This window comes from Streptomyces sp. NPDC026659, assembly GCF_040638245.1.
Lineage (GTDB): Bacteria > Actinomycetota > Actinomycetes > Streptomycetales > Streptomycetaceae > Streptomyces.
In genome coordinates this window covers 262,632-287,617 of the sequence record NZ_JBEZXY010000005.1, presented here as the reverse complement: position 1 = coordinate 287,617, position 24,986 = coordinate 262,632, and the positions used below count along the sequence as shown (strand labels likewise).

The following is a 24,986-nucleotide window of genomic DNA, read 5'->3' as shown; positions in this document are numbered from 1 at the left end:
GGTCACAGCCGGCCCTCGTCCAGCTTCTCCAGGGTGCTGGTCGTGTCGGTGACCGTGGAGGACCCCGCCGCGTCCTGCTTCGCCGCGACCAGCCTGCCGCCCCGTACTACCTGGACGGTCACGTCCGCGTTGGCCAGACGGGGGAAGCCGACCGCCGCCAGCGGGGTCTCGTCCGGCCAGTGCAGGGTCGGGGTCAGACCGCCGGTGCCCACCCGCAGACCGTGGTCGAGGGTGTGCTGCACGGTGTCCGCGCTCACCTCGCCGGTCCCGATCCGCTCCAGGGCGGCCTTGAGCACGGTGTAGGCGAGGTACGTGGTCTGCACCCCGGCGTCCGCCGGGTCGATGCGGTTGTCCCCGAACGCCTCCGTGTCGATGATCTTCTTCATCGAGCCCCAGCGCGGATCGGACGCCACCGGGTACCAGCTGGTCACGTACGCCCCCTCGTACGGCCCGTCCGCGCCGCCCGTCGCGTTGATCAGCGACTGGTCGACGCTGCCCAGCACGGTCGCCGTGCGCACCCCGGGGAAGTCGGTGCGGGCGCGCCGGAAGGAGTCCATGAAATTGTCGGTGCGGTCGCCGAGCGCGGGCACCACGCACCCCTTGTTCCCCGGCTCCGCGGTCGCCCCGCGCAGCGCCCGGTCGGACGCGGAGCTGTACTCGGTGGCGTCGTCGGCGGCGAGCTGGTCGGTCGCCGCCGGATGGCCGCCCGCCTTCAGGCCCGCGTCGAACAGCGGGGGCATCTCGTCCCCGGCGATGCTGTCGGGCCGGACCAGCGTGACGGGGCCGCAGTCGGCCGCCAGCGCCCGGCCGAGCCCGGCGAGCAGGGCGGGCTGACCGCCGTTGACCGGGTACGACACCGGGCTGGTCAGCTCGTCGCTGGTCACGCCGTAGCCGCCGATGTAGGGGATGCCCGCCCCCTCCAGCGGGGCGAGGTAGGAGTCGCCGTACTGGCTGTACGAGCCGACGACCGCGACCACGCCCTCGTCCGCCGCGCGCCGGGCGCAGCGGGCCACGGCCACGCTGTTGTTGCGCTCGTTGCAGGTGAGCACCTGGAGCTTGCGGCCGCCGATGCCGCCGCGCGAGTTGATCCACTTCGCGTACGCGGCGGCCATGGCGGGCATGCCGGGCTTGTTGGTGGCCCGGGTGTTCTCCGGCGCCCAGGTCATGACCTTCACCGTGTCGTCCCCGGAGTCCGAGCCGCTCATCACCCCGCACCCGGCGAGGAGGGACGCGCACACGGCCAGTGACCCGGCGTACCGGGCCGCGGTGCGGGTGCGCGGAGGGAGGGGGGAGCGGAAGAAGCTGCGGGGGAGTCGCCTGCCGGTCATGGACACGCACGATTCCCTCACGCTCCCAACCCGAAGGTGACCCTCGGTCGACGGCAGGTGACAGTGAGGTGAACAGCGGGGGCGAATGGGGCGCGCGGGACACGGAACGTACGATCGTTGACCGTGCAAGGTTCGGAGAACACTTCCCGTCGCGGCCGCCGCTCCACCACCATGGGCGTCATGCCACTCAACGACATGCCGTGGTGGCGCTGGCGCTGCACTGTGCGCTCCGCGCTGCACATGCTCTCCGACCCGGTGTTCCAGCGCGACGTCTGGCTGGCCGGCGTACCCGGGTACGGCGACGTCACCGACGCCGTCTACCGGCTGGTGGAGGACACCTGGCTCGACAACTGGTCGGCCGAGAAATACGTCGGCACGATATTCCGGGACTCGCAGGAGGCGGCGCTCGTCGACACCGCCGTACTGCGGGTCCTGCGGATCATGCACCAGGTCGGCCCGGACGCCCCCGTCTCCGCCTACCTCGACCACCCCGGCTGGCCGGAGGCGGTACGGGCCGCGCGCGACGCCCATCTGCGGCTCGCGACGAGCGACGCGGACGACCCGGAGGCGCCGCCGCGCAGCCTCGAAGTGCTGCAGATCATAACCAGGTCCGCGTAGGGCCCAAGCCGGTCGGCGCCGTCGTGGATCCGCCGTGGGTCCGACTGCCGGACACCCCGCCCGCCGGGGCGGTCCGGCGTGAGATCGTGTGACGCATGAACGAGCAGCCCAGCCGCGTCGCCGCCGGTGCGGCGGACCAGTACGTCCTGACTCTCTCGTGCCCCGACAAAAAGGGCATCGTGCACGCCGTGTCGAGCTATCTCTTCATGACCGGCTGCAACATCGAGGACAGCCAGCAGTTCGGCGACCACGACACGGGTCTGTTCTTCATGCGCGTCCACTTCACGGCCGAGGAGCCGGTGACGGTGGACAAGCTGCGCGCCAGCTTCACGGCCATCGGTGACGCCTTCCACATGGACTGGCAGATCCATCGGGCCGACCAGAAGATGCGCATCGTCCTCATGGTCAGCAAGTTCGGGCACTGCCTGAACGACCTGCTGTTCCGGGCCCGGACCGGGGCGCTCCCCGTGGAGATCGCGGCCGTGGTGTCCAACCACACCGAGTTCGAGGAACTGGTGGGGTCGTACAACATCCCCTTCCACCACATCCCCGTGACCAGGGACACCAAGGCCGAGGCGGAGGCGCGGCTGCTGGAGCTGGTGCGGGAGGAGAAGGTCGAACTGGTCGTGCTCGCCCGCTACATGCAGGTCCTCTCGGACGACCTGTGCAAGGCGCTGAGCGGGCGGATCATCAACATCCACCACTCGTTCCTGCCGAGCTTCAAGGGTGCGAAGCCGTATCACCAGGCGCACGAGCGCGGGGTGAAGCTCATCGGCGCGACCGCGCATTACGTCACCGCGGATCTCGACGAGGGGCCGATCATCGAGCAGGAGGTCGAGCGGGTGGGGCATGAGGTGACCCCCGACCAGCTTGTCGCCGTGGGGCGGGATGTGGAGTGCCAGGCGCTGGCGCGGGCCGTCAAGTGGCACGCGGAGCGGAGGATTCTTTTGAACGGGCGCCGGACTGTGGTGTTTGCCTGAGGTTTCGTCGGCGGGTGCGGGTCGTCTTTGGCTGGTCGCGCCCGCGCGGCGGTAGCCGCACATCGACACAGCCCCGCGCCCCTTCAGGTTGGACAGCCCGCCGTTTCCTACATCCGGCTCAGACTCGCTGTTGCTGTCAATACTGTCCTGATCGCCTCTCTGTCCCCCTTCTGGCCCGCCGCCGCTTCCTCCGGGGAGACGTGGCCCGCTGCCAGGCGGCAGAACTCCACGCCGTCCAGGGCCACTTGGGCCACCTGGTCGGCGTCGGGAGTGCGGGGGTCCAGGGGGATCGGGTACGTGCCGCCGTACGGGCTGCCCTCGATCTCCAGGAGGACGGTACCGGCCGGCGCCTGGGGGCGGGCGGCCAGGACGGACGGGAGCGTGCGGATCGCCAGGTCGATCAGTTTGCCCAGGTGGCGGGGTGCGGGCGGGTCGTAGGGGTAGGCCACCGCCCGCGCGATGTCCTCGGCGTGGACCCAGCACTCGAAGGCGCGGTCCAGCATCGCGTCGTGCAGCGGGAGCGCGAAGTCGCCGTACGACACCTCGAAGCCGCGGGCGCGGCCGCCGGTGAAGGACGCGGTGCGTACGAGGCGGTGGCTCTGGTCGCGCCAGGGTTCGCGGACGTGGCGCGTGGGCGGGAAGTGCGAGGCCCGCCAGTACGCCTCGGTCCGCTCGGCCGGGCCGCCGGCGCCGCGGGCCTGTTCGGCCAGGGCCTCGGCCAGCGGGTCCTCCAGGCCCAGCGCGGTGGCCACCAGGCCGTCCACCGAGAGCAGATGCGCGATGACCCCGGCGACGGTCGTACGGCGGCTGGTCTCGCCCTCGGCCCCGAACCACCGCAGCCGGACCGGCGCGTGCCACTCGGCGTCGCCGAAGTCCTGCAGCAGGGCGTCAAGGCGGGCGGTCTCGGCGTCGTAGGCGTCGGCCCAGTCGGGCACCGGGATGCGCGGCGGGCGGCGGCTCAGACAGGTCTCCAGGACACGGGTGCGCAGCGTGGGGTCGACGTCCAGCGGCTCGGGCCGGTGCAACAGCCCGACCGCCTCACGCAGTCGCCGCGCCTCGTCGGCACACGCCCCGCAGTCGCCCAAGTGCTCCTCGACGGCCTCCGTCTCCGCCGCCGAACAGGCCGCCAGCGCCCAGGCCCCGAGCAGGGACCGCAGCACCTCGTGCGACAGCGCCGCGCTGACTTCCGCACCCTCTTCGCCCTCTCGAGGAAGCGGCCCGCGCTCGGCCCGCGCCCTGAAGCCGTCCGCTGCGACGCGTTCACCGTCGGGCCGGGCTCCGGCGCCCTCCGTGCCGGGGTGTTCGCTGCCTGTTCGGCTCTGGGGACCGACTCTGTCGGGCCGTGCTCGGGTGTTCTCCTGGCCTGGCCGTGCCGCCGGGCTCTCCCCGGTGACGGACCCGTTGCGGCGCTGCTGCCGGGGCAGGCGCTCCTCGGTGCCGTCGGTGCGGGGCTCGCGGGGGTCGTGGGGTGTCATCGGGTTCCCCCGTCGGGCGGTGGGGTGTCGTGGGCCGTGGAGAGGAGTTGGAGGCCGAGGCGGAGACGGCGGCGGGCCTCGTCCTCGGTGACGTCGAGATCCACGGCGGTGCGGCGGTAGTCACGGCGTTGGAAGTAGGCCAATTCCAGGGCGGCGCGCAGAGGTTGGGGCATCGAGTGGACGATGTAGTCGGCGCGGGCGGCCACCGCCGCGCGCTGGACCTTGTGCTCGACCTCCTCCGGCGAGCCGCCGTCCCCGTCCAGCGCGGCCGTCTCGTCGTCCCGCAGCCGCCGCACGGCGAGGCGGCGCGTGACCGAGGCGATCCAGGTGCGCAGCGGTTCCTGGCGGGGGTCGTAGGTCTCGGGGTGCTGCCACAGGTGGGCGAAGACCTCGCGGGTCAGGGCGTCGGCGGCGGTCTCCTCGCCGAGGACGCGGTGGGCGAGGCCGTGCACCAGCGAGGCGTACCGGTCGTACAGCTCACCGAGCGCCGCCGCCTCCCCGCGCGCCAGCCGCTGCTGCATCACGCGGTCCCAGCGGGGCGGTACGTCCTGCTGCGCCATGCCGTTCCTCCCCTCGCCCGGTGCTCGCCCGGGCCGGTGTCCCGGTGACCTTCTCTCGAATGTAGTCGGCACGTCTGACAGCGCACGCCCCTTTGTGTCAATGTGCGCCCCCTGCTGCGTCGCAGGTGATAGGGCCTCCTTCACACGGTCTTCACTCTTGCATGGTCCAACTCCGATCGAACAGGATTGATAGTGACCGAAACAAGACCTTTGCCGATCCTCCGCGGTTTGCCAATTCGTGTTTCAGGGAAACGCCCGCTGGGCAGCCGCGCGGAAAGAAACGTAGGGACTGCTTCCATTTCCGGGCGGTTCCGCGAGATCCGCCGAGCGGAGGGGTGTGGCCGTGGCATTCGAAGTGACCGGCGCCGAGCGGGGCGCGTGGGCCGTGCTCCGAGTCTGCGGTGAACTGGATCTGGTGACCTCACCGGTGCTGCGCCAGCGGGTGCACGACGTGGTGGCCGAGGGGCATCACCGCCTTGTCCTCGACCTTTCCGACGTCTTCTTCTGCGATTCCAGCGGGGTCGGCGTGCTCATCGCATCCCGCCGTCTCATCCGCTCCTGCCAGGGCCGGCTGCGGCTGATCCTGCCCGACCGGGGCGCGGAGGACGGCTCGCACGTGAACCGGGTCCTGGGCGCCCTCGGCGTGCGGCGCCTCTTCGACGTGCGCGCGGACGTGGCCTCCGCCACCGCCGACGAGCCGGACTCGCTCACGGCCTGAGCGGAGCCGGGAGTTGTTCCGGAAGACGATCTTCCGTTAATTCGGCGTAGGGACGCGGAAATTCATGGCCACGGATGTCGCGGATCGTGGCAAAGTCGCATCACTGAGCGTCGATATCGGGTTGTGTCCGTTCCGCGACTCGTCACGGCCCGGAGTCGGCGCTCCGCTCGGGTACCTTGGGTGAGATGCGAGTGGCCGCGAGCACCAGTGGTGCCGGTGATGCCCCTGGGGCGTTCCCGGACGCGGTGTCGCGCGCCGCTGTTCATGGGGTGACGGTGGAATACCGGCCCGATTGTTCGACTCCTCGACATGCGCGTCGCACAGTATGCCGCACGGGTACTCCTTCGCGCGGGAATATGCCTGAAGCGCTTGTTGGGGTGACTGTACGTCAACCATGCTGTCTCGTAAGGGAATCACGTTCCGTGACCCTTGCTCTGGCCGTTGTTCTGGCCATGCAGAAAATGGCTACGATCGTGGCCCTCGCCGTACCGGTCGTCGCGGATCGTGCCGCGAACGACGGGTGGCGCGGGGTCATGTGTCCGCCGGTTCGGATGGTGTGAGCGGTGCAGGTGCTTCAAGTGCAGCTGGAGATCCGGCCCGACCCCGAGGAGGTGAGACGGGCACGCAAGTGGGCCCGCTCCCGGCTCGCCGGGCTCGGGATAGCGGCCGACGAACCGTTGGCCGAGACCCTGATCCTGCTCGTCTCCGAGCTGGTGACCAACGCGGTGGTGCACACGGGCCGTCCGGCCCTGCTGCGGCTCTCCCTGCCGGGCGGCGCGGCCGGCGGACCGGAGCCCGAGCGGGACGCGGAGACCGGAGCGACCGGGGACGCCAGAGCTGCCGTGGACACCAGAGGCGCCGGGGCGACCGGAGCCGCCGGAGCCGCCGGAGTGACCGGCGCGGCCGGGGACGGCGCGGCGCCGGAGGCCGCTCGGGACGCGGAGGAGACGGGCGTGACCGTCGTCTCCGCCACCGTGCGCCTGGAGGTGGCCGACGCCAGCTCCCGTGCCCCCGTGCCGCGTTGCGCGGGCGACGACGCCACCGGCGGCCGGGGTCTGGCCCTCGTGGACTGTCTCGCCGACCGCTGGGGCTGGCAGGCCGAGGGCGCGGGCAAGAGCATCTGGTGCGAACTGGACCGCTGTTCGCCGCCCCGGGAGGGCGTGGCGATGGCGTACGGGGGCGGCATGGCCGCGTACGAGGACTTCACCTTCGAGGCCGTGTGATTCCTGTCCCGGCGATGCGCCGGGCGTGCTCCCGTGCGCGGTCCCCGCGAAGTGCGCCGAAGTACCGGGCGCCCGTACGGTGTTGACGCGTCGAGTGTGTGTGAACACGTCGGCGTGCGTCGATTCGCCGCGAGGGGACGGCGAGGGCCGGGGTGACGGAGTCCTCGCCGGGTGTGGGTCGCACCGGCCGGCGGCGCCGGGTGTGCACAGGGGGACACGCCCGGGGGATGTGCCGCCGACCGGTCCGCGCGGGGCGGGAGCGCTTGCCGAGAACGGCGAAGCTCCCGCCCCGTCCAGCAAGCCCGTCCAGCAAGCCTGTTCGGCCGGGCCCTCCGGCCCGTGAGCCCCCTACGTACGTACGGCCGCCCGGAACGTCCGCCGATAGGCCGTAGGCGTCACCCCCAGGTTCTGCTGGAGATGCGACCGCATCGACTGGGCCGTGCCGAAGCCGCAGTCGCGGGCCACGCGGTCGATGGGGAGGTCGGTGGACTCCAGGAGGCGGCGGGCGAGTTCGACGCGTTGCTGGGTGAGCCACTGGCCGGGGCTGACGCCGACCTCCTCGCGGAAGCGGCGGGTGAAGGTGCGCACCGACATCGCCTCCCGGGCGGCCAGGTCGCGCAGCTGGATCGGCTCGTGGAGGCGCGCGAGGGCCCAGGTGCGGGCGGCGGTGGTGGTGGCGAGCTGGGGGTCGGGGACCGGGCGGTGGATGTACTGGGCCTGGCCGCCGTCGCGGTGCGGGGGGACGACCGTGCGCCGGGCCACCTCGTTGGCGACGGCCGCGCCGTGGTCGCGGCGCACGATGTGCAGGCACAGGTCGAGCCCGGCGGCGACCCCCGCCGAGGTGAGGACGTCGCCGTCGTCGATGAACAGCACGTCCGGGTCCACGCGGATCGCCGGGAACATCCGCTGGAAACGGTCCGCGTCGGACCAGTGCGTGGTCGCCGGGCGGCCGTCGAGGTATCCGGCGGCGGCGAGGACGTAGACGCCGGTGCAGATGGAGGCCATGCGGGTGCCGGGGCGGACGTGGGCGAGGGCGGCGGCCAGTTCGGGGGTGAGCCTGCCGTCGTCGTAGAGCGGGCCGAGTTCGTACGACGCCGGGACGATCACCGTGTCGGCCGTGGCCAGGGCCTCGGGGCCGTGGGGCACGTGGATGGTGAAGTCGGCGTCGGTCACGACCGGGCCGGGCGGGCGCACCGAGCAGGTCAGCACCTCGTAGAGCGCCCGGCCGTGCTCGTCCCGGGCGCGGGTGAAGATGCGGTGCGGGATGCCCAGTTCGAAGGGGAGCAGGCCGTCCAGGGCCAGGACGACGACGCGGTGCGGACGGGATTCTCCGGACGAGGCCATGGCCCGATCCTAACGAACACTGTCCTGCGGGCCACTCGATGCGCGCGCAAGCGGCCCCGACCCTTGAGCTGTGACTCAGACAAGCGAAGCCACCGCCGCCCCCCGGACTCCGGCCGGGCGACGCCGGGTGCACCGCGCCTGGTTCGTCGCCGCCGTCACCTTCGTCACGATCGTCGGCGCGGCGGCCTTCCGCTCCCTGCCCGGGCTGCTGATCGACCCGCTGCACGAGGAGTTCGGCTGGTCGCGCGGCACGATCGGCGCGGCCGTCTCCGTGAACCTCGCGCTCTACGGCCTGACCGCGCCGTTCGCGGCCGCGCTGATGGACCGCTTCGGCATCCGCCGCGTGGTCGCCGTCGCGCTGACCGTGGTCGCGCTGGGCTCCGGGCTCACCGTGTGGATGACCGAGCCGTGGCAACTCATCCTGTGCTGGGGCCTGTTGGTGGGTCTCGGGTCCGGCTCGATGGCGCTGGCCTTCGCCGCGACCGTCACCGGGCGCTGGTTCACCGCGCGGCGCGGTCTGGTCAGCGGCATTCTGACCGCGGCCTCGGCCTCCGGTCAGCTGGTCTTCCTGCCGCTGCTGTCCTGGATGATCGAGACCGGCCGCGACTGGCGCCCGGCCGCCGTCACGGTCGCCGCCGCCGCCCTCGCGGTGGTCCCCTTCGTCTGGCTGCTGCTGCGCGACCACCCGGCCGACGTGGGCCTCGCGCCGTACGGGGCAAAGGAGTTCGTGCCGAAGCCGCCGCCGGTGACCGGCGCCGCCCGCCGGGCGCTCGGGGTGCTCGCCAGGGCCGCGCGCACCGGGCCGTTCTGGCTGCTCGCGGGCAGCTTCGCGATCTGCGGGGCCTCCACCAACGGGCTGATCCAGACCCACTTCGTGCCCGCCGCCCACGACCACGGGATGCCGGTCACGGCGGCGGCCTCGCTGCTCGCGGTCATCGGCGTCTTCGACGTGGCGGGCACGATCGCGTCGGGCTGGTTCACCGACCGCTTCGAGCCGCGCCGCCTGCTCGCCGTGTACTACGCGCTGCGCGGGACCTCGCTGCTCTTCCTGCCGATGCTGCTGAACCTCGGCCCCGAGGTGCACCCGCCGATGGTGTTCTTCATCGTCTTCTACGGCCTGGACTGGGTCGCCACCGTCCCGCCCACCCTGGCCCTGTGCCGGGACCGGTACGGCGACGACTCCGCGATCGTGTTCGGCTGGGTGCTCGCCTCGCACCAGATCGGCGCGGCCCTGGTGGCCTGGCTCGGCGGGGTCGCCCGCGACGTGTTCGGCACCTACGACATGGTCTGGTACGCCTCCGGCGCCCTGTGCGCGGCGGCGACACTGATGGTCCTGGTGATCCGGCGCCGCCCGGCGCTCACCGTTCCCGCGTAGCCTCGCGGGCCGTCCGTCTGACGACCGACTTGGCGATCTTCTCGGCGTCCAGGGCGAGTTCGCGGAACATGCCGCTGATCGGGTTGGTGTACCCGGTGAAGTACAGCCCCGGCGCCTCCTTCGGGGTGCGGGCGCCGTGCACCACCGGGCGCCCCCGGCCGTCCAGCACCCCGAGATGGCCGACCAGGGAGTCCAGGCCGCGCAGATACCCGGTGGCCGCGATCACCGCGTCCGGGGCCACGCGGGTGCCGTCGGCGAGGGACACCTTGCCGTCCTCGAACCCCTCGACGGCGGCCACGATCTCGACCTTGCCCTTGCGCACCGCGTCGATCAGGCCCACGTCCTGGACCGGGATCGCGCCCTCGCGCACCCGGCTGTAGAGGCCGGACTCCGGCCGGGGCAGGCCGTGTTCGGCGAGGTCGGGGGTGCTGATGCGGGCCATCGGCCGGGCGAGCCGGTCCACGAGCCGCACCGGCAGCCGCCGTACCAGGATGCCGGTGTACTGGGCGGACCAGCCCGCCGTCGAGCGGCGCACGATGTGCGGGGCGGTGCGCACGGCCAGGCGGACGCGCGCGGCCCCGCCCTCGACCAGGTCCACGGCGATCTCGGCGCCGGTGTTGCCCACGCCGACCACGAGCACGTCCCGGTCGGCGAACGGGCGGGCGTTCCGGTAGGCGCTCGCGTGCAGGAACTCCCCGTCCCAGTCCTCGAGTCCGGGCCAGTCGGGCAGGCGCGGGGTGTGGTTGAAGCCGGTGGCGACGACCACGGCGCTGCCGGTCAGCTCCCGGCCGCCGGAGGCGTGCAGCAGCCAGCCCGCGCCGTCCGGGGCGGGCTCCACCCGGAACACCTCGACCCCGGTGACGATCTCCAGCTCGTGGTGCTCGGCGTACTTCTCCAGGTAGCGCACCACGTCGTCGCGGGACACCCAGCGGCCGAACGCGCGGGGTATCGCGAGGCCCGGCAGCGCGGAGAGCCGGCGGGTGGTGTGCAGCCGGAGCCGGTCGTAGTGGCGGCGCCAGGACGCGCCGACCCGGTCGGCCTTCTCCAGGATCACCGCCCGCACCCCGCGCGCCCTGAGGGCGTGCGCGACGGCGAGTCCGCCGGGACCGGCGCCGATGACATAGACGGGACGGTCGGCGGGGGTCGCGGTCAGGTGCGCGAACGAGGGACGCGAGTCGGCCATGAGCGCGAGCGTAATCACACCCCCGGTTGATGGGTATCGGTCAAGACCGGAATTGGTTGCGGATCGACAACGATGATGTGTGCGTCGTGCGAAAGGTGTGAAAACGCTTCACGGCCACAGCAGTTGGCGCTCCCAGCCGAACTCGGTGCGCCGGTACTCCAGACGCACGTGACGGCGGTCCGCGTCGCCCTGGAAGAACTCCACGACCTCGGGGCGCAGGTGGTAGAGGGTCCACCCGGGAACCGGCTCGGCGGGGTTCTCGCGCGCCTGCCGCCACGCCTCCTCGGACGCCTCGCGCAGCACCTCCGGGGAGGCCAGCTCCGCGCTCTGGCGGCCGGTGAGCGCCGCCGCGAGGGCGCCGGTGGAGCGGGCGTGCAGATCGGCCTGGCCCTCCTCGGCCGGGGCGGTGGTGACCGGGCCGCGCACCCGCACCTGGCGGCCGAGGACGGGCCAGTAGAAGGCGAGGGCCGCGTAGGGGTGGGCATCCAGGGCGCGGCCCTTGCGGCTCGTGGCGTGGGAGGCGAAGGACCAGCCCGCGGCGTCGGCGCCGTGCAGCATCACGATCCGTACGTCCGCATGCCCGTCCTCGTCGGTCGTCGCCAGCGACATGGTGTGCGGCTCCGGCTGCCCCGCCCTGACGGCGTCCGCGAACCACGCGGTGAACAGGGGCAGCGGGGAGGGCGGCGCGGTGGCCGGGTCGAAGGGGCGCAGCTCGGTCGCCCCGGGCGGCCACACCGCGAGCGTGCGCAGCAGGGCGTGCAGATCCGGGTGGGCCGGGGTCTCCTCGTGTGCCATGGACCGAGTATCGCCCGCGGCCGCGCGCCCGCTCCGGACGCGGGACGGGCGGTGGTCCACCCGAGTGGACCACCGCCCGCCAGACAGGACTTGGGGTGCGCGCTACTTGGCGGGTTTCTTCCCGGTCACGCCGAGATAGGTCAACAGCGAGAGCGTCGGCTTGAGTTCGGCCTGCTTCACGCCCCAGGCGGAGAAGCCCTTCTGGTGCGCGGCGACCGAGGAGAGCATGGTGACCAGGGAACCGGCGATCGCCGACGGGTTGATGTCCTTGTCCACCCGCCCCTTGGCCTGGAGTTCGGCCACGGCCTCGGTGAGCGGGCCGTTGACCGCGTTCAGGATCTTCATGCGGAGCTTGTTGAAGCGCTTGTCGCCCTCGGCCGCGGCGAGGTCGACCACGCGCAGGATCGCGTCATTGCGGCGCCAGAAGTCCATGAAGCCGTCCACGAGTTCCTGCGCGGTCTGCCAGCCCGCCTTGCCCGCCCAGCTGCGACCGGCGAGCAGTTCGGCCAACTCGGCGCTTTCCGAGGCGGTTTGGTCCGCGATCTCCAGGACGGCCCCCTCGACGTCCGGGAAGTACTGGTAGAAGGTCGCGGGCGACGTGCCCGCCTTCCGGGCGACATCGATGACCTTGACGTCCCGGTAGGGGGAGGAGCTGAGCATCTCGCTGAGGCAGTCGAGCAGCTTCTGCCGGGTCGCCTGCCCACGCCGGCCGGCCACGCGGCCGTCGACGGTACGCACTTGTCCTGTCATGCCGTCAGCTTACCGACGGGGAGCAGGAGCGCTATTCGGCCGACTGCAAATGGGGTGCCCGGCCATCTCGGGGCGATTTCCCTGGTCTGCGGGGTGCGCGCGTCGCGGTTACTTTGACGATATGGCCGAAAACAGTGCACCGGCGTACGGCGAGGGCGTGCCCTGCTGGGTCGACGCGCAACTGCCCGACGTCGAGGCGGGCAAGCGGTTCTACGGTGAACTTTTCGGGTGGACCTTCGAGCCCGCCGAGGAGGCCCACACCGCCCCCGGCGGCTCGGTGTGGGCCCGCCTGGACGGCGAACCCGTCGCCGCGCTCGCCCCGAAGACGGACGGGCGGATGCCCACCGTCTGGACGGTCTACTTCGCCACCCCGGACGCCCGCGCGCTGGGCCGCCGGATCACCGAAGCCGGGGGAACCCTGATCTCCGGGCCCTTCCCCGTGGACGGCCTCGGCGCCGCCGCCCTCGCCGCCGACCCCGAGGGCGCCGTCTTCGGGCTGTGGCAGCCCGGCTCGCTCCCCGGATTCGGGCGCCGCCGGGAGCCGGACACGTTCGTCTGGGCCGAGCTGTACACCCGCGACACCGCCGCCGCGAACGCCTTCTACGGCGCCCTCTTCCACGAGGCGCTGTTCGGCTCGGGCATCGAGCCCGACTTCGGCCGCGCGGACGTGGCCGACGTGTTCCCGGCCGAGATGCCCCCGCATTTCGTCGTCCACTTCCGGGTGGACGACCTGGACGCCGCCCTCGCGACCGTACGGCGGCTCGGCGGACGGGTCCAGGTGCCGCCCTTCGACGCCTCGTACGGACGTGTGGCCGTCGTCACCGACAATCAGGGGGCGTCGTTCGCGCTGCTGCACCGGTGACGGAGCACCGCGCGGCGGCGAAATGACGGGATTGGGCACGACACACCCCGATTGGTGGCCGGGTTCGCAACCGGCCGCCCGGCCAGGAAGAATCGGGGTGCGTGCCGCCAGGGCGGTGCGGTGGTGAGACGCTGCACTACGGCCGCGTCCGCAGGTGGGCGACGCGGCTCGTACGGGGAGGTGGCAGGCAAGTGGTGGATCAGCTGACGCAGCACGACCCGCGGCGGATCGGGCCGTTCGAGGTGCTGGGCCGGCTGGGGGCCGGCGGCATGGGGCTGGTCTATCTGGCGCGCTCGGCGTCCGGCCGGCGAGTGGCGATCAAGACCGTCCGCACGGAGCTCGCGGAGGACCAGCTCTTCCGCGTCCGCTTCACCCGCGAGGTGGAGGCGGCCCGCGCGGTCTCCGGCTTCTACACGGCCGCCGTCGTCGACGCCGACCCGCGCGCGGCGGTGCCCTGGCTGGCGACCGCCTACGTCCCGGCGCCCTCGCTCGAAGAGATAGTGAACGACTGCGGCCCGCTCCCGGCGCAGGCGGTGCGCTGGCTCGCGGCGGGCGTCGCCGAGGCCCTCCAGTCGATCCACGGCGCGGGCCTGGTCCACCGCGACCTCAAGCCGTCCAACGTGCTCGTGGTCGAGGACGGCCCCCGGGTCATCGACTTCGGCATCGCCTCCGGGGTGTCCAACACCCGGCTGACGATGACGAACGTCGCCGTCGGCACCCCCGCCTACATGTCGCCCGAGCAGGCGAAGGACTCCCGCAGCGTCACCGGCGCCAGCGACGTGTTCTCGCTCGGCTCCACCCTGGTCTTCGCCGCCACCGGGCACCCGCCCTTCCACGGGGCCAACCCGGTCGAGACGGTGTTCATGCTGCTGCGCGAGGGCCCGGACGTCACCGGCCTCCCGGACGAGCTGCGCCCGCTGATCGACGCCTGCATGCAGATGGAGGCCCCGGGACGCCCCAGCCCCGCCGACCTCCAGGCACAGCTCGCCCCGCATCTGTTCGGCTCCGGCTCCGACGACTCCGGCACCGCCTCCGCGTGGCTGCCCGAGAAGGCCGTCGCGCTCATCGAGGCCCGCCGGGGCGGCCGCCCGCCCGCCAAGCCCGCCCCGCTGCCGCCGGGCCCCCGCAGCGCCGGCCGCGCCGCCGTGCCCCCGCCGCCGTCGTACGATCCCGTCGTGCCGTCCCCGGCGCCGGTCCCGCTGGGCGGGCCCGACACCGGGCCGGTCCGGCTCGCCGGGGTCGAGGTGCCCATCGGGCCCGGACCGCGCGTCGCCGACGCCCGTGCCGCCGCCGTCAAGGCGCCGCCGCCGGAGGCCGGGCTCGTCGCCAGCTGGTCCCGGCCGCGCCCCGGCGTCCTCGGCGCCGACCCCGCCGTACCGCCCGTACCGGCGCAGGAGCCGGAGACGATCGGCTGGCGGCCCTGGCGGTTCCGCATGTCCAACGACGTGTGGGGCACCCCCTCGGTCGACGGCGACCTCGTCTACGTCACCTCCTTCGAGGTGCACGCCCTCGACGTGGCCACCGGCCGCCGCCGCTTCAAGACGCGCGACGTGGCCTGGTCCATGACCATCGCCGACGGCCGTATCCACGCCTCCGACGGGCCCACCCTGTTCGCCCTGGACGCCCGCGAGGGCACCGACCTGTGGCGGCTGTCCACGGACGCCTGGGTGTACTCCCTCAAGGCCGACCGGGGCACCGTCGTCACCGGCACCCGGGGCGGCGGCGCCCAGGCGTGGGAGGCGGCCGGCGGCCAGAAGCTGTGGGAGATCAGCGGCTGCCAGACGGACTTCGAGTCCCCGGAGGCCGGACCCGTCGTCCACGACGGCACGGTCTACGTCTGGCAGGACGCCCGGCTGCGCGCCCTGGAGGCCCGCACCGGCGAGGAGCGCTGGTCCTACCCGGTCGGCGACGCGGCCTCCTGCGGCGGAGTCCCGGTCCGGCTCACTCCCGCCGACGACGGCCACGTCTACCTCTGTGCGGGCAGCCGCGTCCTCGCCATCGAGGCGGCCACCGGGCGCGTCCGCTGGCACTTCGAGGCCCCGGCGGTCTTCCTCGCCCCGCCCGCCTTCGTCCCCGGCGCCGCGGTCACCGGCGGCGGCGTCTACCTCGCCGACTACCTCGGCACCGTCTACGCCCTCGACGCCGCCGACGGCCGCGACCGCTGGCGCATCGCCACGGAGTCCCGCGCCTCGGTGGAACCGGTGCTGGTGGCGGGCGGCCACGTCCACGTAGGCAGCGGCAAGGGCCTGTACACGTTGGACGCGGTCACGGGCACCCCCAAGTGGCGCTTCCAGGCGGGCGGCGACGTCGTCGGCGCCCCCTCCGTCGCCGAGGGCCGCATCCACTTCGGCTCCACCGACGCCCTCATCTACACCCTCAAGGCCGACGACGGCCGCCTCCGCTGGAAACTCGCCACCGGCGGCGAGATCACCGGCTCCCTGGTCGTCAAGGACGGCGTGGTCTACGCCTGCAGCAAGGACCGCTGCGTGTACGCGCTGGACGCGGAGAAGGGGACGGGGACGGCGCGGACGGTGTGAGGCCATTAGGGTGAACCGCATGAGACTACGGGGGCGCGGACTCAGGTTTACGGGTGTGCTGGCACTGACGGTGCTGGCGCTTACGGGGTTTTCCCGGGGGCACGGGCACAGTGGGCACGGCTCTGGTGGGGGCGGGGGGTGCAGCAGCTCCCGGCAGGATCACGACAGCACGAGTTCGTCCGGGGGGTCGTCGGGCGACTCGTCCGGGGGCTCGTCCGACGACTCCGTCACCGGGTTCGTCCCGACGTACGACCCGGACGATTCGTACGGCAGCACCGACGACGACTCCTCGGGGAGCGGCTCGGGCGGGTATCGCAGCCCGCGTACGCACCGGCCGACCTCGTCCGCCAGCGGTGGCGGAAGCTCGGTCGAGGACGGCACGGTGCGGGTGCTGAGCTGTGCGACGACCTCGGTTCCGTACGCGACCGTGGAGGTGACCAACCCGAACAAGCGCGAGGTGCGGTACGCCGCCTACGTCCACTTCCTGGACAGCTCGGGGGACGAACTCACGGTCGGGCGGGCCGAGGTGGACGTGCCCGCGCGGGACAGCGCGCAGACGCGGGTGCCGGTGCCGGCCGGAGCCGTGAACGTGGATCTGGACTACTGCGAGGCGGAGCCGGACGCCGAGCGGGCGGAGTGACGCCCGGGGCATCAACTCGCGGGCAGTTCCACGGAGATGCGCAGCCCGCCCGCAGGACGCGGGGTCAGGGTCAGCGTGCCGTCGTGGGCCTCGGTGATGGTCCTGACGATGGCCAGGCCGAGGCCGACGCCCGCGTGGTCGGTGTGGACGCGCTCGGTGCCGCGCCGGAAGGGGGCGGTGAGCGTCGAGACCAGTTCCGGGGTGAGCGGCTCGCCGGTGTTCTCCACCGTGAGTACGGCGATTCCGGGACCGGTGTCGGTGGTTACCCACACCGTGCCCCCGCCCGGCAGGTTGTGGACGATCGCGTTGTGCACCAGATTCGTCGCCAGCTGGAGCAGCAGCGCCGGTGAGCCGAGCGTGGGCGTGATGTCGCCGGAGGTCTCCAGGGTGACCCCGTGCCGCTCCGCGAGGGGGAGCAGGGTCTCCGTCGCCTCCTCCGCGAGGAGGGACAGGTCGACGGGTTCCCGGGTGAAGGTCCGCTGTTCCGCACGGCTGACCAGGAGCAGCGCCTCGGTGAGGTCGATCGCCCGGGTGTTGACGGCGCTGAGCCGGGCGAGGAGCGCGTCGGTGTCGCGGTCCGGATCGGTGCGGGCGACATCGAGGAGCGCCTTCGTGATCGCCAGCGGGGTGCGCAGCTCGTGCGAGGCGTCGGCGGCGAACCTGCGCTGCTCGGCCATGTGCGCGTCGAGCCGCGCGAGCATCGTGTCGAAGGCGTCGGCCAGCTCGCGGAACTCGTCCCGGCGGCCCGGGAGTTCGACCCGATGGGAGAGCGAGCCGCCCGCGACCCTGCGGGTGGCCTCCGTGATGCGGGCCAGGGGCGCGAGCATCCGCCCCGCGAGGAACCACCCGCCCACCAGCCCGAACACCAGCAGGAACGCCAGCACCGCGAACGCCCTCGGCGCGAACACACGCAGGAGGTTGGAGCGGACCGGGAAGACGTCGCCGACCGTCGGGTTCTCCGTGGACCCCGGGACGATGAGCGCCCGCTCCGGGACGTACCGCAGCAGGAACCACCACACGGCCGCGAGCAGCAGCGCACCCGCGAGCATGAGGAACCCCGCGTAGCTGAGGGTGAGTTTGAGGCGGACGCTCACCCCGGGCGGCCTAGGCATGCGCGTCCCCATCGGTGTCGATGCGGTAGCCGACCCCCGGCACCGTCGCGATGACCCACGGCTCCCCCAGCCGCTTCCGCAGCGCCGAGACCGTGATGCGTACGGCGTTGGTGAACGGGTCCGCGTTCGCGTCCCACGCCCGCTCCAGCAACTCCTCCGCGCCGACCACCCCGCCCTCGGCCGCGACCAGGACCTCCAGCACCGCGAACTGCTTCCGGGTGAGGGCGACATGGCGCCCGTCCCGGTGCACCTCCCTGCGGAAGGGGTCGAGCCGCAGCCCGGCGATCTCCCGTACGGGCGGCCGGTGATGGGCGCGTCGTCGGTCCAACGCCCTGATCCGCAGCACCAGTTCCCGGAGTTCGAAGGGCTTCGTGAGGTAGTCGTCGGCGCCGAGCCCGAACCCGGAGGCCTTGTCGTCGAGCCGGTCGGCGGCGGTGAGCATGAGGATCGGCACCCCGCTGCCGGAGGCGACGATGTGCCGGGCGACCTCGTCGCCGGAGGGCCCCGGGATGTCGCGGTCGAGGACGGCGATGTCGTAGGCGTTGACGCCCAGCAGCTCCAGGGCGGTGTCGCCGTCCCCGGCGATGTCGGCCGCGATCGCCTCCAGGCGCAGGCCGTCACGGATGGCCTCGGCCAGATAGGGCTCGTCCTCGACGATCAGCACACGCATGGGAGAAAGGCTACGAGTAGGCACATATCGGCGGCGTATCGAAAAGCGCATACGCCCCGGCAACATCACCCTCCCTTGACTGGCGGCATGACACGAAACACCCCCGGACCGAGCCCTGCCGCCCGATGGCGCGCGGGCCTCCACCGGGCGATCCACGCCGTCTCCCGGCCTGAGCCCTGGAAGCGCGGCCCGGTCCTCGCCGCCCTCGCCCTGCTGCTCGGCCTGCTCATGCTGCTGCACGCGAGCGTCCCGGACGTCGGCGGTCTCGGCAGTCTGCTGGAGAACGTCCTGCCGTGGTGCGGTCTGCTCGTCCCGGTGCTGCTGGCGGGCGCGCTGTGGCGCCGGTCCGCCTCGGCGGTGGCCGCGCTGCTGCTGCCGGTCACCGTGTGGCTGAGCCTCTTCGGCGGGCTGCTCGGCGACAAGTCCCACCCGGGCGGCGATCTCACCCTGGTCAGCCACAACGTCGGCGCCGGCAACCCCGACCCGGCCGCCACCGCCCGCGACCTGGCCGCCTCGGGCGCGGACGTGCTGGCCCTGGAGGAACTGACCCCGCAGGCGACACCGGCGTACGAGAAGGGGCTCGCGAAGGCGTACCCGTACCACGTGGTGCGGGGCACGGTCGGGCTGTGGAGCACGCTGCCGCTCTCGGGCACGCGGATGATCGACATCATGAACTACGGCCCGCTGGCGGCCACCAAAACGGACGCCGACAAGCTGCCCGGAAACCGGGCGCTGCGCACCACCGTGACCACGGACCACGGGCCGCTGACGGTGTACGTGGCCCACCTGGGGTCCGTACGGCTCATGCCCAGGAAGGGCTTCTGGACGGACAGCCGGGACATCGGCGCGCGGGCGCTCGGCAAGGAGCTGGCCGCCGACACGAGCGGGCGGGTGGTGCTGCTCGGGGACTTCAACGGCACCACGGACGACCGGGCGTTCGCGGGGATCACCGCGCGGCTCCACTCGGCCCAGGACGCGGCCGGGAACGGCTTCGGCTTCACCTGGCCCGCCGCGTTCCCCATGGTGCGGATCGACCAGATCCTGGTCAGGGGGGTGCGGCCGGACCGCTCATGGACGCTGCCGGACACCGGAAGCGATCACCTGCCGGTGGCGGCCCGTATCGGCTGGTGAACACACGAAGGCCGCGACGGCTCCCCCAATCCGCGCCGCCGCGGCCTCACGTCCCCCGTGCTCCCCCCCCTGTGGAGCAGTCTCAGCGCGGGTCGCCGCCGGTGATGTGGCTCTCCAGGGTGGTGACGTCGGCCAGGTCCTCGGCGTTCTCGCCGCCGGTGATGTGGCTCTCCTGCGGGGTCGCCTCGGCGGCGTCCGCCGTCTCCCCACCCGTGATGTGGCTCTCCTGCGGAGTGACCGTGTCGGACTTCTTGGCGTCGCTCATCGTCTGAACTCCGTTGCTGTGAAGGTGTGCTGGGACGGTGGGCCCGTCCGGCCGCTCCCCCGAGGACTTCCGGACGGGCCGGGGCCCAGCCGGCCTGTGCGTCCCCCGTGACGACGAGCCGACTGCCTAGAGAGTGCTCGGGCACGATAAACGAATGATGAACGCGGCGCTCCGGGGCCCCCGTTGTCAGCCCGTCGCCGCCGGAGCGAGGAGTTTTCGCAGCTCGGCGGCCTCGGGGGAGTCCAGCCGCTCGAAGACGGCCAGCGCGTCCGTCCAGCAGGCCCGCGCCCGGTCCGACTCCCCGAGCGCGTCCAGCGCCTTGCCGAGCACGGTCAGCACACCCGCCCGACGCCAGTCCCCGCCGACGTGCAGCAGCACCGAAAGGGACTGCTCGGCCTGCGCGGCGGCGGCAGCGGGCCACCCGGCGGCGAGCCGCACCCCGGCGAGCCGGAAGAGCGTCATGCCCTCCCACAGCCGCTGTCGGCTGTCCCGGAATATGGTCAGCGCCTCCGTCAGCCGTGACTCCGCCTCGTCCTGCCGTCCCGACTCGGCGAGCGCGAGCCCGAGGGCGTAACTGCCGTTCGCCAGACGGACGGAGAGGCCCAGGTCACGGTAGATGGCGACGCCCGCCCCCGCCAGCTCCACCGCACTGTCCACCCGGCCCATCGCGAGCCGCACCCGGGACAGATTGCACAGGGCGCTGGCCTCGCCGGGCAGGTTGCCGTCGGCGCGGTAGGCGTCCAGGGTGCGCTGGAGGTAGGTCTCCGCCTCCTCGTTGCGCTGATGGTAGGCGGCGACGATCCCGCGCTCGCTGGGGGCGTTGCAGTCGATCCACGGGTCGGCCGCGTCCGCCGCCAGCTCCACCGCCCGCTGCGCCTCCGCCTCCGCCTCGCCGAACCGCCCCGCCGCCATGTGCACTTGGGCCAGGGTGGTGCGTGCCCGGCCCTCCGTGCGGGCGTCCCCGGCGGCGTGGGCCGCGTCCCGCACGACGGTCGCGGCCGTCCCGAACTGGTGGGCGTTGGCGCCCGATTCGGCGAGGTCCTTGCAGGCGAGGAGCAGGTCCACCGCCCGCCGCAGGGTCGTCCCGGACGCCGACTGGCGTACGCAGGCGAGCAGCGGATCCGCCTCCGCGTACAGCCAGTCCAGCGCGTCGCGGTGCCCGGCGAAGGCCAGCCCCTCGTGCGCGGCCGGGTCGAGGTGCTCCACCGTGCGGTCGCCGGGGCGCTCGATGGCGTACACCCGGGCGGCCGTGGCGAGGTAGAAGTCCAGCAGCCGGGAGAGCGCGGCCGCGCACTCGCCGGGGGCCGCCTCGTCGCGCTCGGCGCAGGAGCGGGCGTAGAGGCGGACCAGGTCGTGGAAGCGGTAGCGGCCGGGCGCGGCGGACTCCAGCAGGGAGGTGTCCACCAGGGACTCCAGCACGTCCTCGGTGTCCTCCTGCGGGCGGTCCAGTACGGCAGCGGCGGCGGCCAGGGAGAGGTCGGGGCCGTCGGCGAGGCCGAGCAGCCGGAACGCGCGCGCCTGGGCGGGCTCCAGCTGGCCGTAGCCCAGCTCGAAGGTGGCCTTCACCGCGAGGTCCCCGGCCTGGAGCTCGTCGAGCCTGCGCCGCTCGTCGGCCAGCTTGGCGGCGAGCACCGAGACGGTCCAGGTGCGGCGGGCCGCGAGCCGGGAGGCGGCGATCCGGATCGCCAGCGGCAGGAAGCCGCACGCGGCGACCACGTCGAGGGCGGCCTCGCGCTCGGCGGCGACCCGCTCGGCGCCCACGATCCGCGTGAACAGCGCGAGGGCCTCCTCCGGGGACATCACGTCCAGGTCCACCAGATGGGCCCCGGCGAGCCCGGTCATCCGCACCCGCGCGGTCACCAGCGCCGCGCAGCCCGCGGTGCCCGGCAGCAGGGGGCGTACCTGGGCGGCGTCCTTGGCGTTGTCCAGGAGCACCAGGACCCGGCGGCCGTCGAGCACCGAGCGGTACAGGGCGGCGCGCTCCTCCGGGGACTCCGGGATCGAGCGGTCCGGGGTGCCGAGGGCGCGCAGGAAGGCGCCGAGCACGGTCTCCGGCTCGGCGGGGCGGGGGCCGGCGCCCTGGAGGTCGACGTACAGCTGGCCGTCGGGGAAGGCGGCCCGGGCCCGGTGGGCGACGTGCACCGCGAGGGTGGTCTTGCCGACGCCGCCGATCCCGGCCAGCGCGGACACCGCCATCACCCGGCCCTCCGCGTCCGAGGCCGAGGCGAGCACCTCGCTCAGCTCGGCCACGAACGCGTCGCGGCCGGTGAAGTCCGGTACGGAAGCGGGCAGTTGCGCGGGCCTGACCGCCACCACCGTGGGCTCGGCGGGCGGCGGCGTGGGTCCGGCGAGGGCGGGGTCGGCGCGCAGGATGCGCTGCTGGAGTTCGCTGAGTCCGGGGCGCGGGTCCACGCCCAGCTCCTCGGCGAGCAGCCGCCGGGTGTCGGCGTAGACGGCCAGCGCCTCGGCCTGGCGGCCGCTGCGGTAGAGGGAGAGCATCAGCAGCTCGCGGAACCGCTCGCGCAGCGGATGTGCCGCCGTGAGCGCGGTCAACTCCGAGACGGTCTCGGCGTGGTCGCCCCGTTCCAGATCCATGTCGAGCCGGGACTCCAGGAGTTGGAGCCGCCATTCCTCCAGGCGCACCCGCTGGGTCTCGGCGTACGGCCCCGGCACGCCCGCCAGCGGCTCCCCTTCCCACAGCGCGAGCGCGAGGCGCAGCGCCTTGCACGCCTCGGCCAAGTTCCCTGCCCCACGCGCCTTTTCGGCGCGCGCTGCCAGTTCCTGCGCGGTGGTGAGGTCGAGCGCGCCGTCACCGAGCCCTCGTACGGCGTAGCCGCCGGACTCGCTCACCAGCACCCCGGGGTCCAGCACCTTCCGCAGCCGCGAGGCGTACGTCCGCACCGCGGCCAGTGCCCGGGGCGGGGGCTCGGTGCCCCACAGCGCGTCGATCAGCTCGGCGGCCGTGGCCATGCGCCCCTCGCGCAGCAACAGGGCTGCCAGCAAGGCGCGTTGCTGCGGCGACCCGGTCGGCACCGGCTCCGCGCCCCGCCACGCCCGCACCGGCCCGAGCACCCCGAACCGCAACCCGGCGAAGCCGCTGACCCGCTGCTCAGGCACTCGCGGCCCACCGTCCATGCGCTCGCCCCCCAGGGCCTGTCGTCCCTATACCTAGGCCAGTTTGCCTTCTTGAGCCCGCTTCCGTCAGCCGTGCGAGACGCCGATCACAAGGCGGCGCGGTTGGCTCCACAAACCCTCCACATGCCGTGCGGAGGAGGGAACGTCCGTGCGTGCGAACCGTGTTAGCGTGCCCGGCGGTCGGGCGGTGTCGAACGGGGGAGCGGTATGGGCACGTCTTCGGGTGGTTACACGGTCAGGTCCGGTCTGACCGGGCAGGCGAAGGAACTGGACGGCGCGGGCGACGACGCGGGCGCGATCCGTACGGCCGTCGCCCCGGCGCTGTGCTACCCGGACGACACCCTCGGCGGCACCGACGCGGCCGCCGCCTTCAACGCGTACGCCGCCGCCTGGGAGTCCGAGGCCCGCACCCTTGAGGACGCGCTGCACGAACTCGCCGACAAGGTACGGCTGTCCAAGGGCGCGTACGACGGCAGCGACGCCCTCGTGGACACCAGTGTGCGCAGCGTCCACGCCGGGCCCGCCGGACTGACCACGATGCCCACCCCGGCAGGCCCCGGTCACGTGTCCACCGTGCCCACTCCGGCGGGCCCGGACCACGTCACGACCATGCCCACCCCGGCAGGCCCCGACCATGTGACCACCATGCCCACCCGCGCCGAGCGCCCCTCGGCGCTGTCCGGTTACTGAGGGGCCGCGCGATGACGACCGAGGACACCACGGACCGCCGCAAGCGGCTCGACGGCCTGCGCGGCACCATCGCCGGGGCCGGCAGCAAGAACGACCTCATCGACGCGATCGACGCCGCCCTGGCGGTCTCCGCCCCGGTGGGCGACCAGTCGACCCTGGACACGCTGGCCAAGCGCTACCGGGACCAGGCGGACGACGCCGCCCGGCTGCACGACCGCGCCGACCGGATCTCCCGCAGTGGCCTGCCCCAGGTGTGGGTCGGCGAGACCAGCGTGCTCGCCTCCGGTGTGGTGGCCGCCGCCGCACGGGACGCCCAGCGCATGTCCGAGGCGTTCGAAGGCGGCGGCAAGGCGCTCCTGAAGCTCGCCGACGCGCTCAAGGCGGCGAAGAGCACCGACGGCGACGGCCGCGCCAAGCTGAGCGAGGCGCGCGGGATGCTGGGCGGCAAGGACGGCTTCTTCGACGACTGGTGGGAGGACGACGGCGAGGAGGCCGCCCGCACCAAGGCCCGCTCGCTGGCCTCCACCGGTGTGGACCTGCGCCACGACGCGGCGGTGGCCGCCGACGACGCGGCCCGCGCGGCCGCCCGCGACCTCAACAAGTGGGCCACGGAAGCCCGAGCGGGCGCGATGCACACCGGCGAACTGACCGCGGCCGACCGCCTGATGCTGGCCGACACCAGCAACCCCGGCGGTGACCCCGAGCTGAACGAGATCCTCACCGCCAACGACCTCGAACGCTCCGGCCGCGCCATGGACGCCCTCTCCCCGGCCGACCGCGCCCGGATGGACCAGCTCCTCGCCGGGGCCACCACGCCGCAGGAGAAGGCGTACCTGATGAAGAGCCTCGCCGCGGGCTACTCCGTCGACGAGGTCGAGACCTTCGACAAGAAGATCCACGGCAAGGACCCGGTGTGGCTGCGTGAGCACCTCTCGCCGGTGACCACGGGCAACGCCCCCTCGGCCACGGGCCAGGAGGACCAGGACTTCAACGGCAAGCTGTGGGACCAGGACGGCGAGACCTGCGTGCCCTCGTCCACGGTCACCGCGCGCGCCCTCGTGGACCCGGTGTACGCCCTGGAGCTGACCGGCGGCCCCGACGGCACGGACGACGACCCCGAGCACTTCCGCAAGCGCCTGACCGACGAACAGCTGCGGCTGCACGAGGAGGGCGACGGCGCCAACTCCGGCTGGTGGTGGGACCGCGAGCCGGCCGGCATGGACTCCGACGGCCAGGTGGACATCTCCAACAAGGAGCTGAGCCCGCACACCGGCGACTCCTACGAGAGCCATGACATGGGCAGTGCCGACGACCGCCGGGGCGTGCTGCCGGACATCGAGAAGTCGGTCGCCGAGGGCAAGCCCGTGCCCATCAACATCGAGCGGACCGACGAGAACGGCGACTGGCACGGCCACAGCATGATGATCATCGGCCAGGAGGGGGACAAGCTCCAGATCTACAACCCCTGGGGCACCACCACCTGGGTCAGCGAGGAGGACTTCGTCAAGGGCGACCTCAGCGCGGCCGCCGACGACCGCTACTCGGCCGCCCACGAGGGCAACGTCAACCGCGTCTACATCGAGCAGGACTGAGCA

General features: G+C 73.1%; 23 protein-coding genes. 11 read left to right on the top strand and 12 right to left on the bottom strand.

Going from position 1 to position 24,986, the window contains the following annotated elements:
- Positions 1-2: 2 nt before the first annotated feature.
- On the bottom strand, positions 3-1,328 hold the full coding sequence (locus AB0E91_RS15465) for an ABC transporter substrate-binding protein (RefSeq protein WP_361780814.1): 1,326 nt from the start codon (positions 1,326-1,328) through the stop codon (positions 3-5).
- 117 nt (positions 1,329-1,445) lie between these two features.
- Between AB0E91_RS15465 and AB0E91_RS15460 the strand changes: the two genes are divergently transcribed.
- Positions 1,446-1,946, top strand: coding sequence for a hypothetical protein (locus tag AB0E91_RS15460; protein ID WP_361780812.1), 501 nt, complete (start codon positions 1,446-1,448; stop codon positions 1,944-1,946).
- Positions 1,947-2,041: 95 nt separating this feature from the next.
- On the top strand, positions 2,042-2,926 hold the full coding sequence (purU, locus tag AB0E91_RS15455) for a formyltetrahydrofolate deformylase (protein WP_199587489.1): 885 nt from the start codon (positions 2,042-2,044) through the stop codon (positions 2,924-2,926).
- A 107-nt stretch (positions 2,927-3,033) separates the two neighbouring features.
- Here purU and AB0E91_RS15450 read toward each other — a convergent pair whose 3' ends face one another.
- Both AB0E91_RS15450 and AB0E91_RS15445 read right to left on the bottom strand, forming a co-directional pair.
- Positions 3,034-4,401 (bottom strand): zf-HC2 domain-containing protein, encoded by a 1,368-nt coding sequence (locus AB0E91_RS15450; RefSeq protein ID WP_361780808.1) that lies wholly within the window; start codon positions 4,399-4,401, stop codon positions 3,034-3,036.
- A complete protein-coding gene (locus AB0E91_RS15445; protein ID WP_361780805.1) occupies positions 4,398-4,961 on the bottom strand; it encodes a sigma-70 family RNA polymerase sigma factor in 564 nt (187 codons plus the stop codon). Before AB0E91_RS15445 ends, AB0E91_RS15450 begins: the two co-directional genes overlap by 4 nt.
- A 337-nt stretch (positions 4,962-5,298) precedes the next feature.
- Between AB0E91_RS15445 and AB0E91_RS15440 the strand changes: the two genes are divergently transcribed.
- Together AB0E91_RS15440 and AB0E91_RS15435 are read left to right on the top strand one after the other, a co-directional pair.
- Positions 5,299-5,679 carry an STAS domain-containing protein gene (locus AB0E91_RS15440; RefSeq protein WP_361780802.1) on the top strand — a complete coding sequence of 127 codons (381 nt, stop codon included), beginning with the start codon at positions 5,299-5,301 and terminating at the stop codon, positions 5,677-5,679.
- A 578-nt stretch (positions 5,680-6,257) separates the two neighbouring features.
- Positions 6,258-6,902, top strand: coding sequence for an ATP-binding protein (locus tag AB0E91_RS15435; protein ID WP_361781336.1), 645 nt, complete (start codon positions 6,258-6,260; stop codon positions 6,900-6,902).
- A 348-nt stretch (positions 6,903-7,250) separates the two neighbouring features.
- Here AB0E91_RS15435 and AB0E91_RS15430 read toward each other — a convergent pair whose 3' ends face one another.
- Positions 7,251-8,246: a helix-turn-helix domain-containing protein gene (locus AB0E91_RS15430; RefSeq protein ID WP_361780799.1), complete on the bottom strand. Its 996-nt coding sequence runs from the start codon at positions 8,244-8,246 to the stop codon at positions 7,251-7,253.
- A gap of 70 nt (positions 8,247-8,316) precedes the next feature.
- Here AB0E91_RS15430 and AB0E91_RS15425 point away from each other — a divergent pair, with 70 nt between their 5' ends.
- The gene (locus tag AB0E91_RS15425) at positions 8,317-9,621 is read left to right on the top strand and encodes an MFS transporter (RefSeq protein ID WP_361780796.1); all 1,305 of its coding nucleotides are present in this window, start codon (positions 8,317-8,319) and stop codon (positions 9,619-9,621) included.
- Here the strand turns inward: AB0E91_RS15425 and AB0E91_RS15420 are convergent.
- The 3 genes from AB0E91_RS15420 to AB0E91_RS15410 form a co-directional block, all read right to left on the bottom strand.
- Positions 9,605-10,804, bottom strand: coding sequence for an NAD(P)/FAD-dependent oxidoreductase (locus AB0E91_RS15420; RefSeq protein WP_361780793.1), 1,200 nt, complete (start codon positions 10,802-10,804; stop codon positions 9,605-9,607). The two genes, AB0E91_RS15425 and AB0E91_RS15420, sit on opposite strands and share 17 nt — an antisense overlap.
- Positions 10,805-10,912: 108 nt before the next feature.
- Positions 10,913-11,599 (bottom strand): pyridoxal 5'-phosphate synthase, encoded by a 687-nt coding sequence (locus tag AB0E91_RS15415; RefSeq protein ID WP_361780790.1) that lies wholly within the window; start codon positions 11,597-11,599, stop codon positions 10,913-10,915.
- Positions 11,600-11,701: 102 nt separating this feature from the next.
- On the bottom strand, positions 11,702-12,337 hold the full coding sequence (locus tag AB0E91_RS15410; RefSeq protein WP_361781333.1) for a TetR family transcriptional regulator: 636 nt from the start codon (positions 12,335-12,337) through the stop codon (positions 11,702-11,704).
- 133 nt (positions 12,338-12,470) lie between these two features.
- Between AB0E91_RS15410 and AB0E91_RS15405 the strand changes: the two genes are divergently transcribed.
- Together AB0E91_RS15405 and AB0E91_RS15400 are read left to right on the top strand one after the other, a co-directional pair.
- Positions 12,471-13,211, top strand: coding sequence for a VOC family protein (locus AB0E91_RS15405; RefSeq protein WP_361780787.1), 741 nt, complete (start codon positions 12,471-12,473; stop codon positions 13,209-13,211).
- A gap of 191 nt (positions 13,212-13,402) precedes the next feature.
- A complete protein-coding gene (locus tag AB0E91_RS15400; RefSeq protein ID WP_361780784.1) occupies positions 13,403-15,748 on the top strand; it encodes a serine/threonine-protein kinase in 2,346 nt (781 codons plus the stop codon).
- A 159-nt stretch (positions 15,749-15,907) separates the two neighbouring features.
- Here AB0E91_RS15400 and AB0E91_RS15395 read toward each other — a convergent pair whose 3' ends face one another.
- Entirely contained in the window at positions 15,908-16,129 is a 222-nt protein-coding gene (locus AB0E91_RS15395; protein ID WP_361780781.1) for a hypothetical protein, read from the bottom strand.
- Position 16,130: 1 nt separating this feature from the next.
- On the opposite strand from AB0E91_RS15395, the gene AB0E91_RS15390 reads away from it, so the two are divergent.
- The gene (locus AB0E91_RS15390) at positions 16,131-16,388 is read left to right on the top strand and encodes a hypothetical protein (RefSeq protein ID WP_361780778.1); all 258 of its coding nucleotides are present in this window, start codon (positions 16,131-16,133) and stop codon (positions 16,386-16,388) included.
- Positions 16,389-16,399: 11 nt separating this feature from the next.
- Here the strand turns inward: AB0E91_RS15390 and AB0E91_RS15385 are convergent, their stop codons facing one another.
- Both AB0E91_RS15385 and AB0E91_RS15380 read right to left on the bottom strand, forming a co-directional pair.
- On the bottom strand, positions 16,400-17,500 hold the full coding sequence (locus tag AB0E91_RS15385) for a HAMP domain-containing sensor histidine kinase (protein ID WP_361780775.1): 1,101 nt from the start codon (positions 17,498-17,500) through the stop codon (positions 16,400-16,402).
- Positions 17,493-18,170, bottom strand: coding sequence for a response regulator transcription factor (locus AB0E91_RS15380; protein WP_361780772.1), 678 nt, complete (start codon positions 18,168-18,170; stop codon positions 17,493-17,495). Before AB0E91_RS15380 ends, AB0E91_RS15385 begins: the two co-directional genes overlap by 8 nt.
- Before the next feature lie 87 nt (positions 18,171-18,257).
- On the opposite strand from AB0E91_RS15380, the gene AB0E91_RS15375 reads away from it, so the two are divergent.
- The gene (locus AB0E91_RS15375) at positions 18,258-19,301 is read left to right on the top strand and encodes an endonuclease/exonuclease/phosphatase family protein (protein ID WP_361780769.1); all 1,044 of its coding nucleotides are present in this window, start codon (positions 18,258-18,260) and stop codon (positions 19,299-19,301) included.
- Positions 19,302-19,383: 82 nt separating this feature from the next.
- Here AB0E91_RS15375 and AB0E91_RS15370 read toward each other — a convergent pair whose 3' ends face one another.
- Both AB0E91_RS15370 and AB0E91_RS15365 read right to left on the bottom strand, forming a co-directional pair.
- A complete protein-coding gene (locus tag AB0E91_RS15370; protein ID WP_361780766.1) occupies positions 19,384-19,566 on the bottom strand; it encodes a hypothetical protein in 183 nt (60 codons plus the stop codon).
- Positions 19,567-19,752: 186 nt separating this feature from the next.
- Complete coding sequence (locus AB0E91_RS15365; protein ID WP_361780763.1) at positions 19,753-22,701, bottom strand: BTAD domain-containing putative transcriptional regulator; 2,949 nt, start codon at positions 22,699-22,701, stop codon at positions 19,753-19,755.
- Between the two features lie 207 nt (positions 22,702-22,908).
- Between AB0E91_RS15365 and AB0E91_RS15360 the strand changes: the two genes are divergently transcribed.
- Positions 22,909-23,391 carry a hypothetical protein gene (locus tag AB0E91_RS15360; protein ID WP_361780760.1) on the top strand — a complete coding sequence of 161 codons (483 nt, stop codon included), beginning with the start codon at positions 22,909-22,911 and terminating at the stop codon, positions 23,389-23,391.
- A gap of 11 nt (positions 23,392-23,402) precedes the next feature.
- Positions 23,403-24,983: a peptidoglycan-binding protein gene (locus tag AB0E91_RS15355; protein ID WP_361780757.1), complete on the top strand. Its 1,581-nt coding sequence runs from the start codon at positions 23,403-23,405 to the stop codon at positions 24,981-24,983.
- Positions 24,984-24,986 lie beyond the last annotated feature (3 nt).

Excerpts from the sequence above, each read along its gene's own strand:
- AB0E91_RS15465 (WP_361780814.1), bottom strand. The coding sequence starts at position 1,328 with ATGACCGGCAGGCGACTCCCCCGCAGCTTCTTCCGCTCCCCCCTCCCT.
- purU (WP_199587489.1), top strand. The coding sequence starts at position 2,042 with ATGAACGAGCAGCCCAGCCGCGTCGCCGCCGGTGCGGCGGACCAGTAC.
- AB0E91_RS15450 (WP_361780808.1), bottom strand. The coding sequence starts at position 4,401 with ATGACACCCCACGACCCCCGCGAGCCCCGCACCGACGGCACCGAGGAG.
- AB0E91_RS15445 (WP_361780805.1), bottom strand. The coding sequence starts at position 4,961 with ATGGCGCAGCAGGACGTACCGCCCCGCTGGGACCGCGTGATGCAGCAG.
- AB0E91_RS15430 (WP_361780799.1), bottom strand. The coding sequence starts at position 8,246 with ATGGCCTCGTCCGGAGAATCCCGTCCGCACCGCGTCGTCGTCCTGGCC.
- AB0E91_RS15420 (WP_361780793.1), bottom strand. The coding sequence starts at position 10,804 with ATGGCCGACTCGCGTCCCTCGTTCGCGCACCTGACCGCGACCCCCGCC.
- AB0E91_RS15415 (WP_361780790.1), bottom strand. The coding sequence starts at position 11,599 with ATGGCACACGAGGAGACCCCGGCCCACCCGGATCTGCACGCCCTGCTG.
- AB0E91_RS15405 (WP_361780787.1), top strand. The coding sequence starts at position 12,471 with ATGGCCGAAAACAGTGCACCGGCGTACGGCGAGGGCGTGCCCTGCTGG.
- AB0E91_RS15385 (WP_361780775.1), bottom strand. The coding sequence starts at position 17,500 with ATGCCTAGGCCGCCCGGGGTGAGCGTCCGCCTCAAACTCACCCTCAGC.
- AB0E91_RS15380 (WP_361780772.1), bottom strand. The coding sequence starts at position 18,170 with ATGCGTGTGCTGATCGTCGAGGACGAGCCCTATCTGGCCGAGGCCATC.
- AB0E91_RS15375 (WP_361780769.1), top strand. The coding sequence starts at position 18,258 with ATGACACGAAACACCCCCGGACCGAGCCCTGCCGCCCGATGGCGCGCG.
- AB0E91_RS15370 (WP_361780766.1), bottom strand. The coding sequence starts at position 19,566 with ATGAGCGACGCCAAGAAGTCCGACACGGTCACTCCGCAGGAGAGCCAC.
- AB0E91_RS15365 (WP_361780763.1), bottom strand. The coding sequence starts at position 22,701 with ATGGACGGTGGGCCGCGAGTGCCTGAGCAGCGGGTCAGCGGCTTCGCC.
- AB0E91_RS15360 (WP_361780760.1), top strand. The coding sequence starts at position 22,909 with ATGGGCACGTCTTCGGGTGGTTACACGGTCAGGTCCGGTCTGACCGGG.
- AB0E91_RS15355 (WP_361780757.1), top strand. The coding sequence starts at position 23,403 with ATGACGACCGAGGACACCACGGACCGCCGCAAGCGGCTCGACGGCCTG.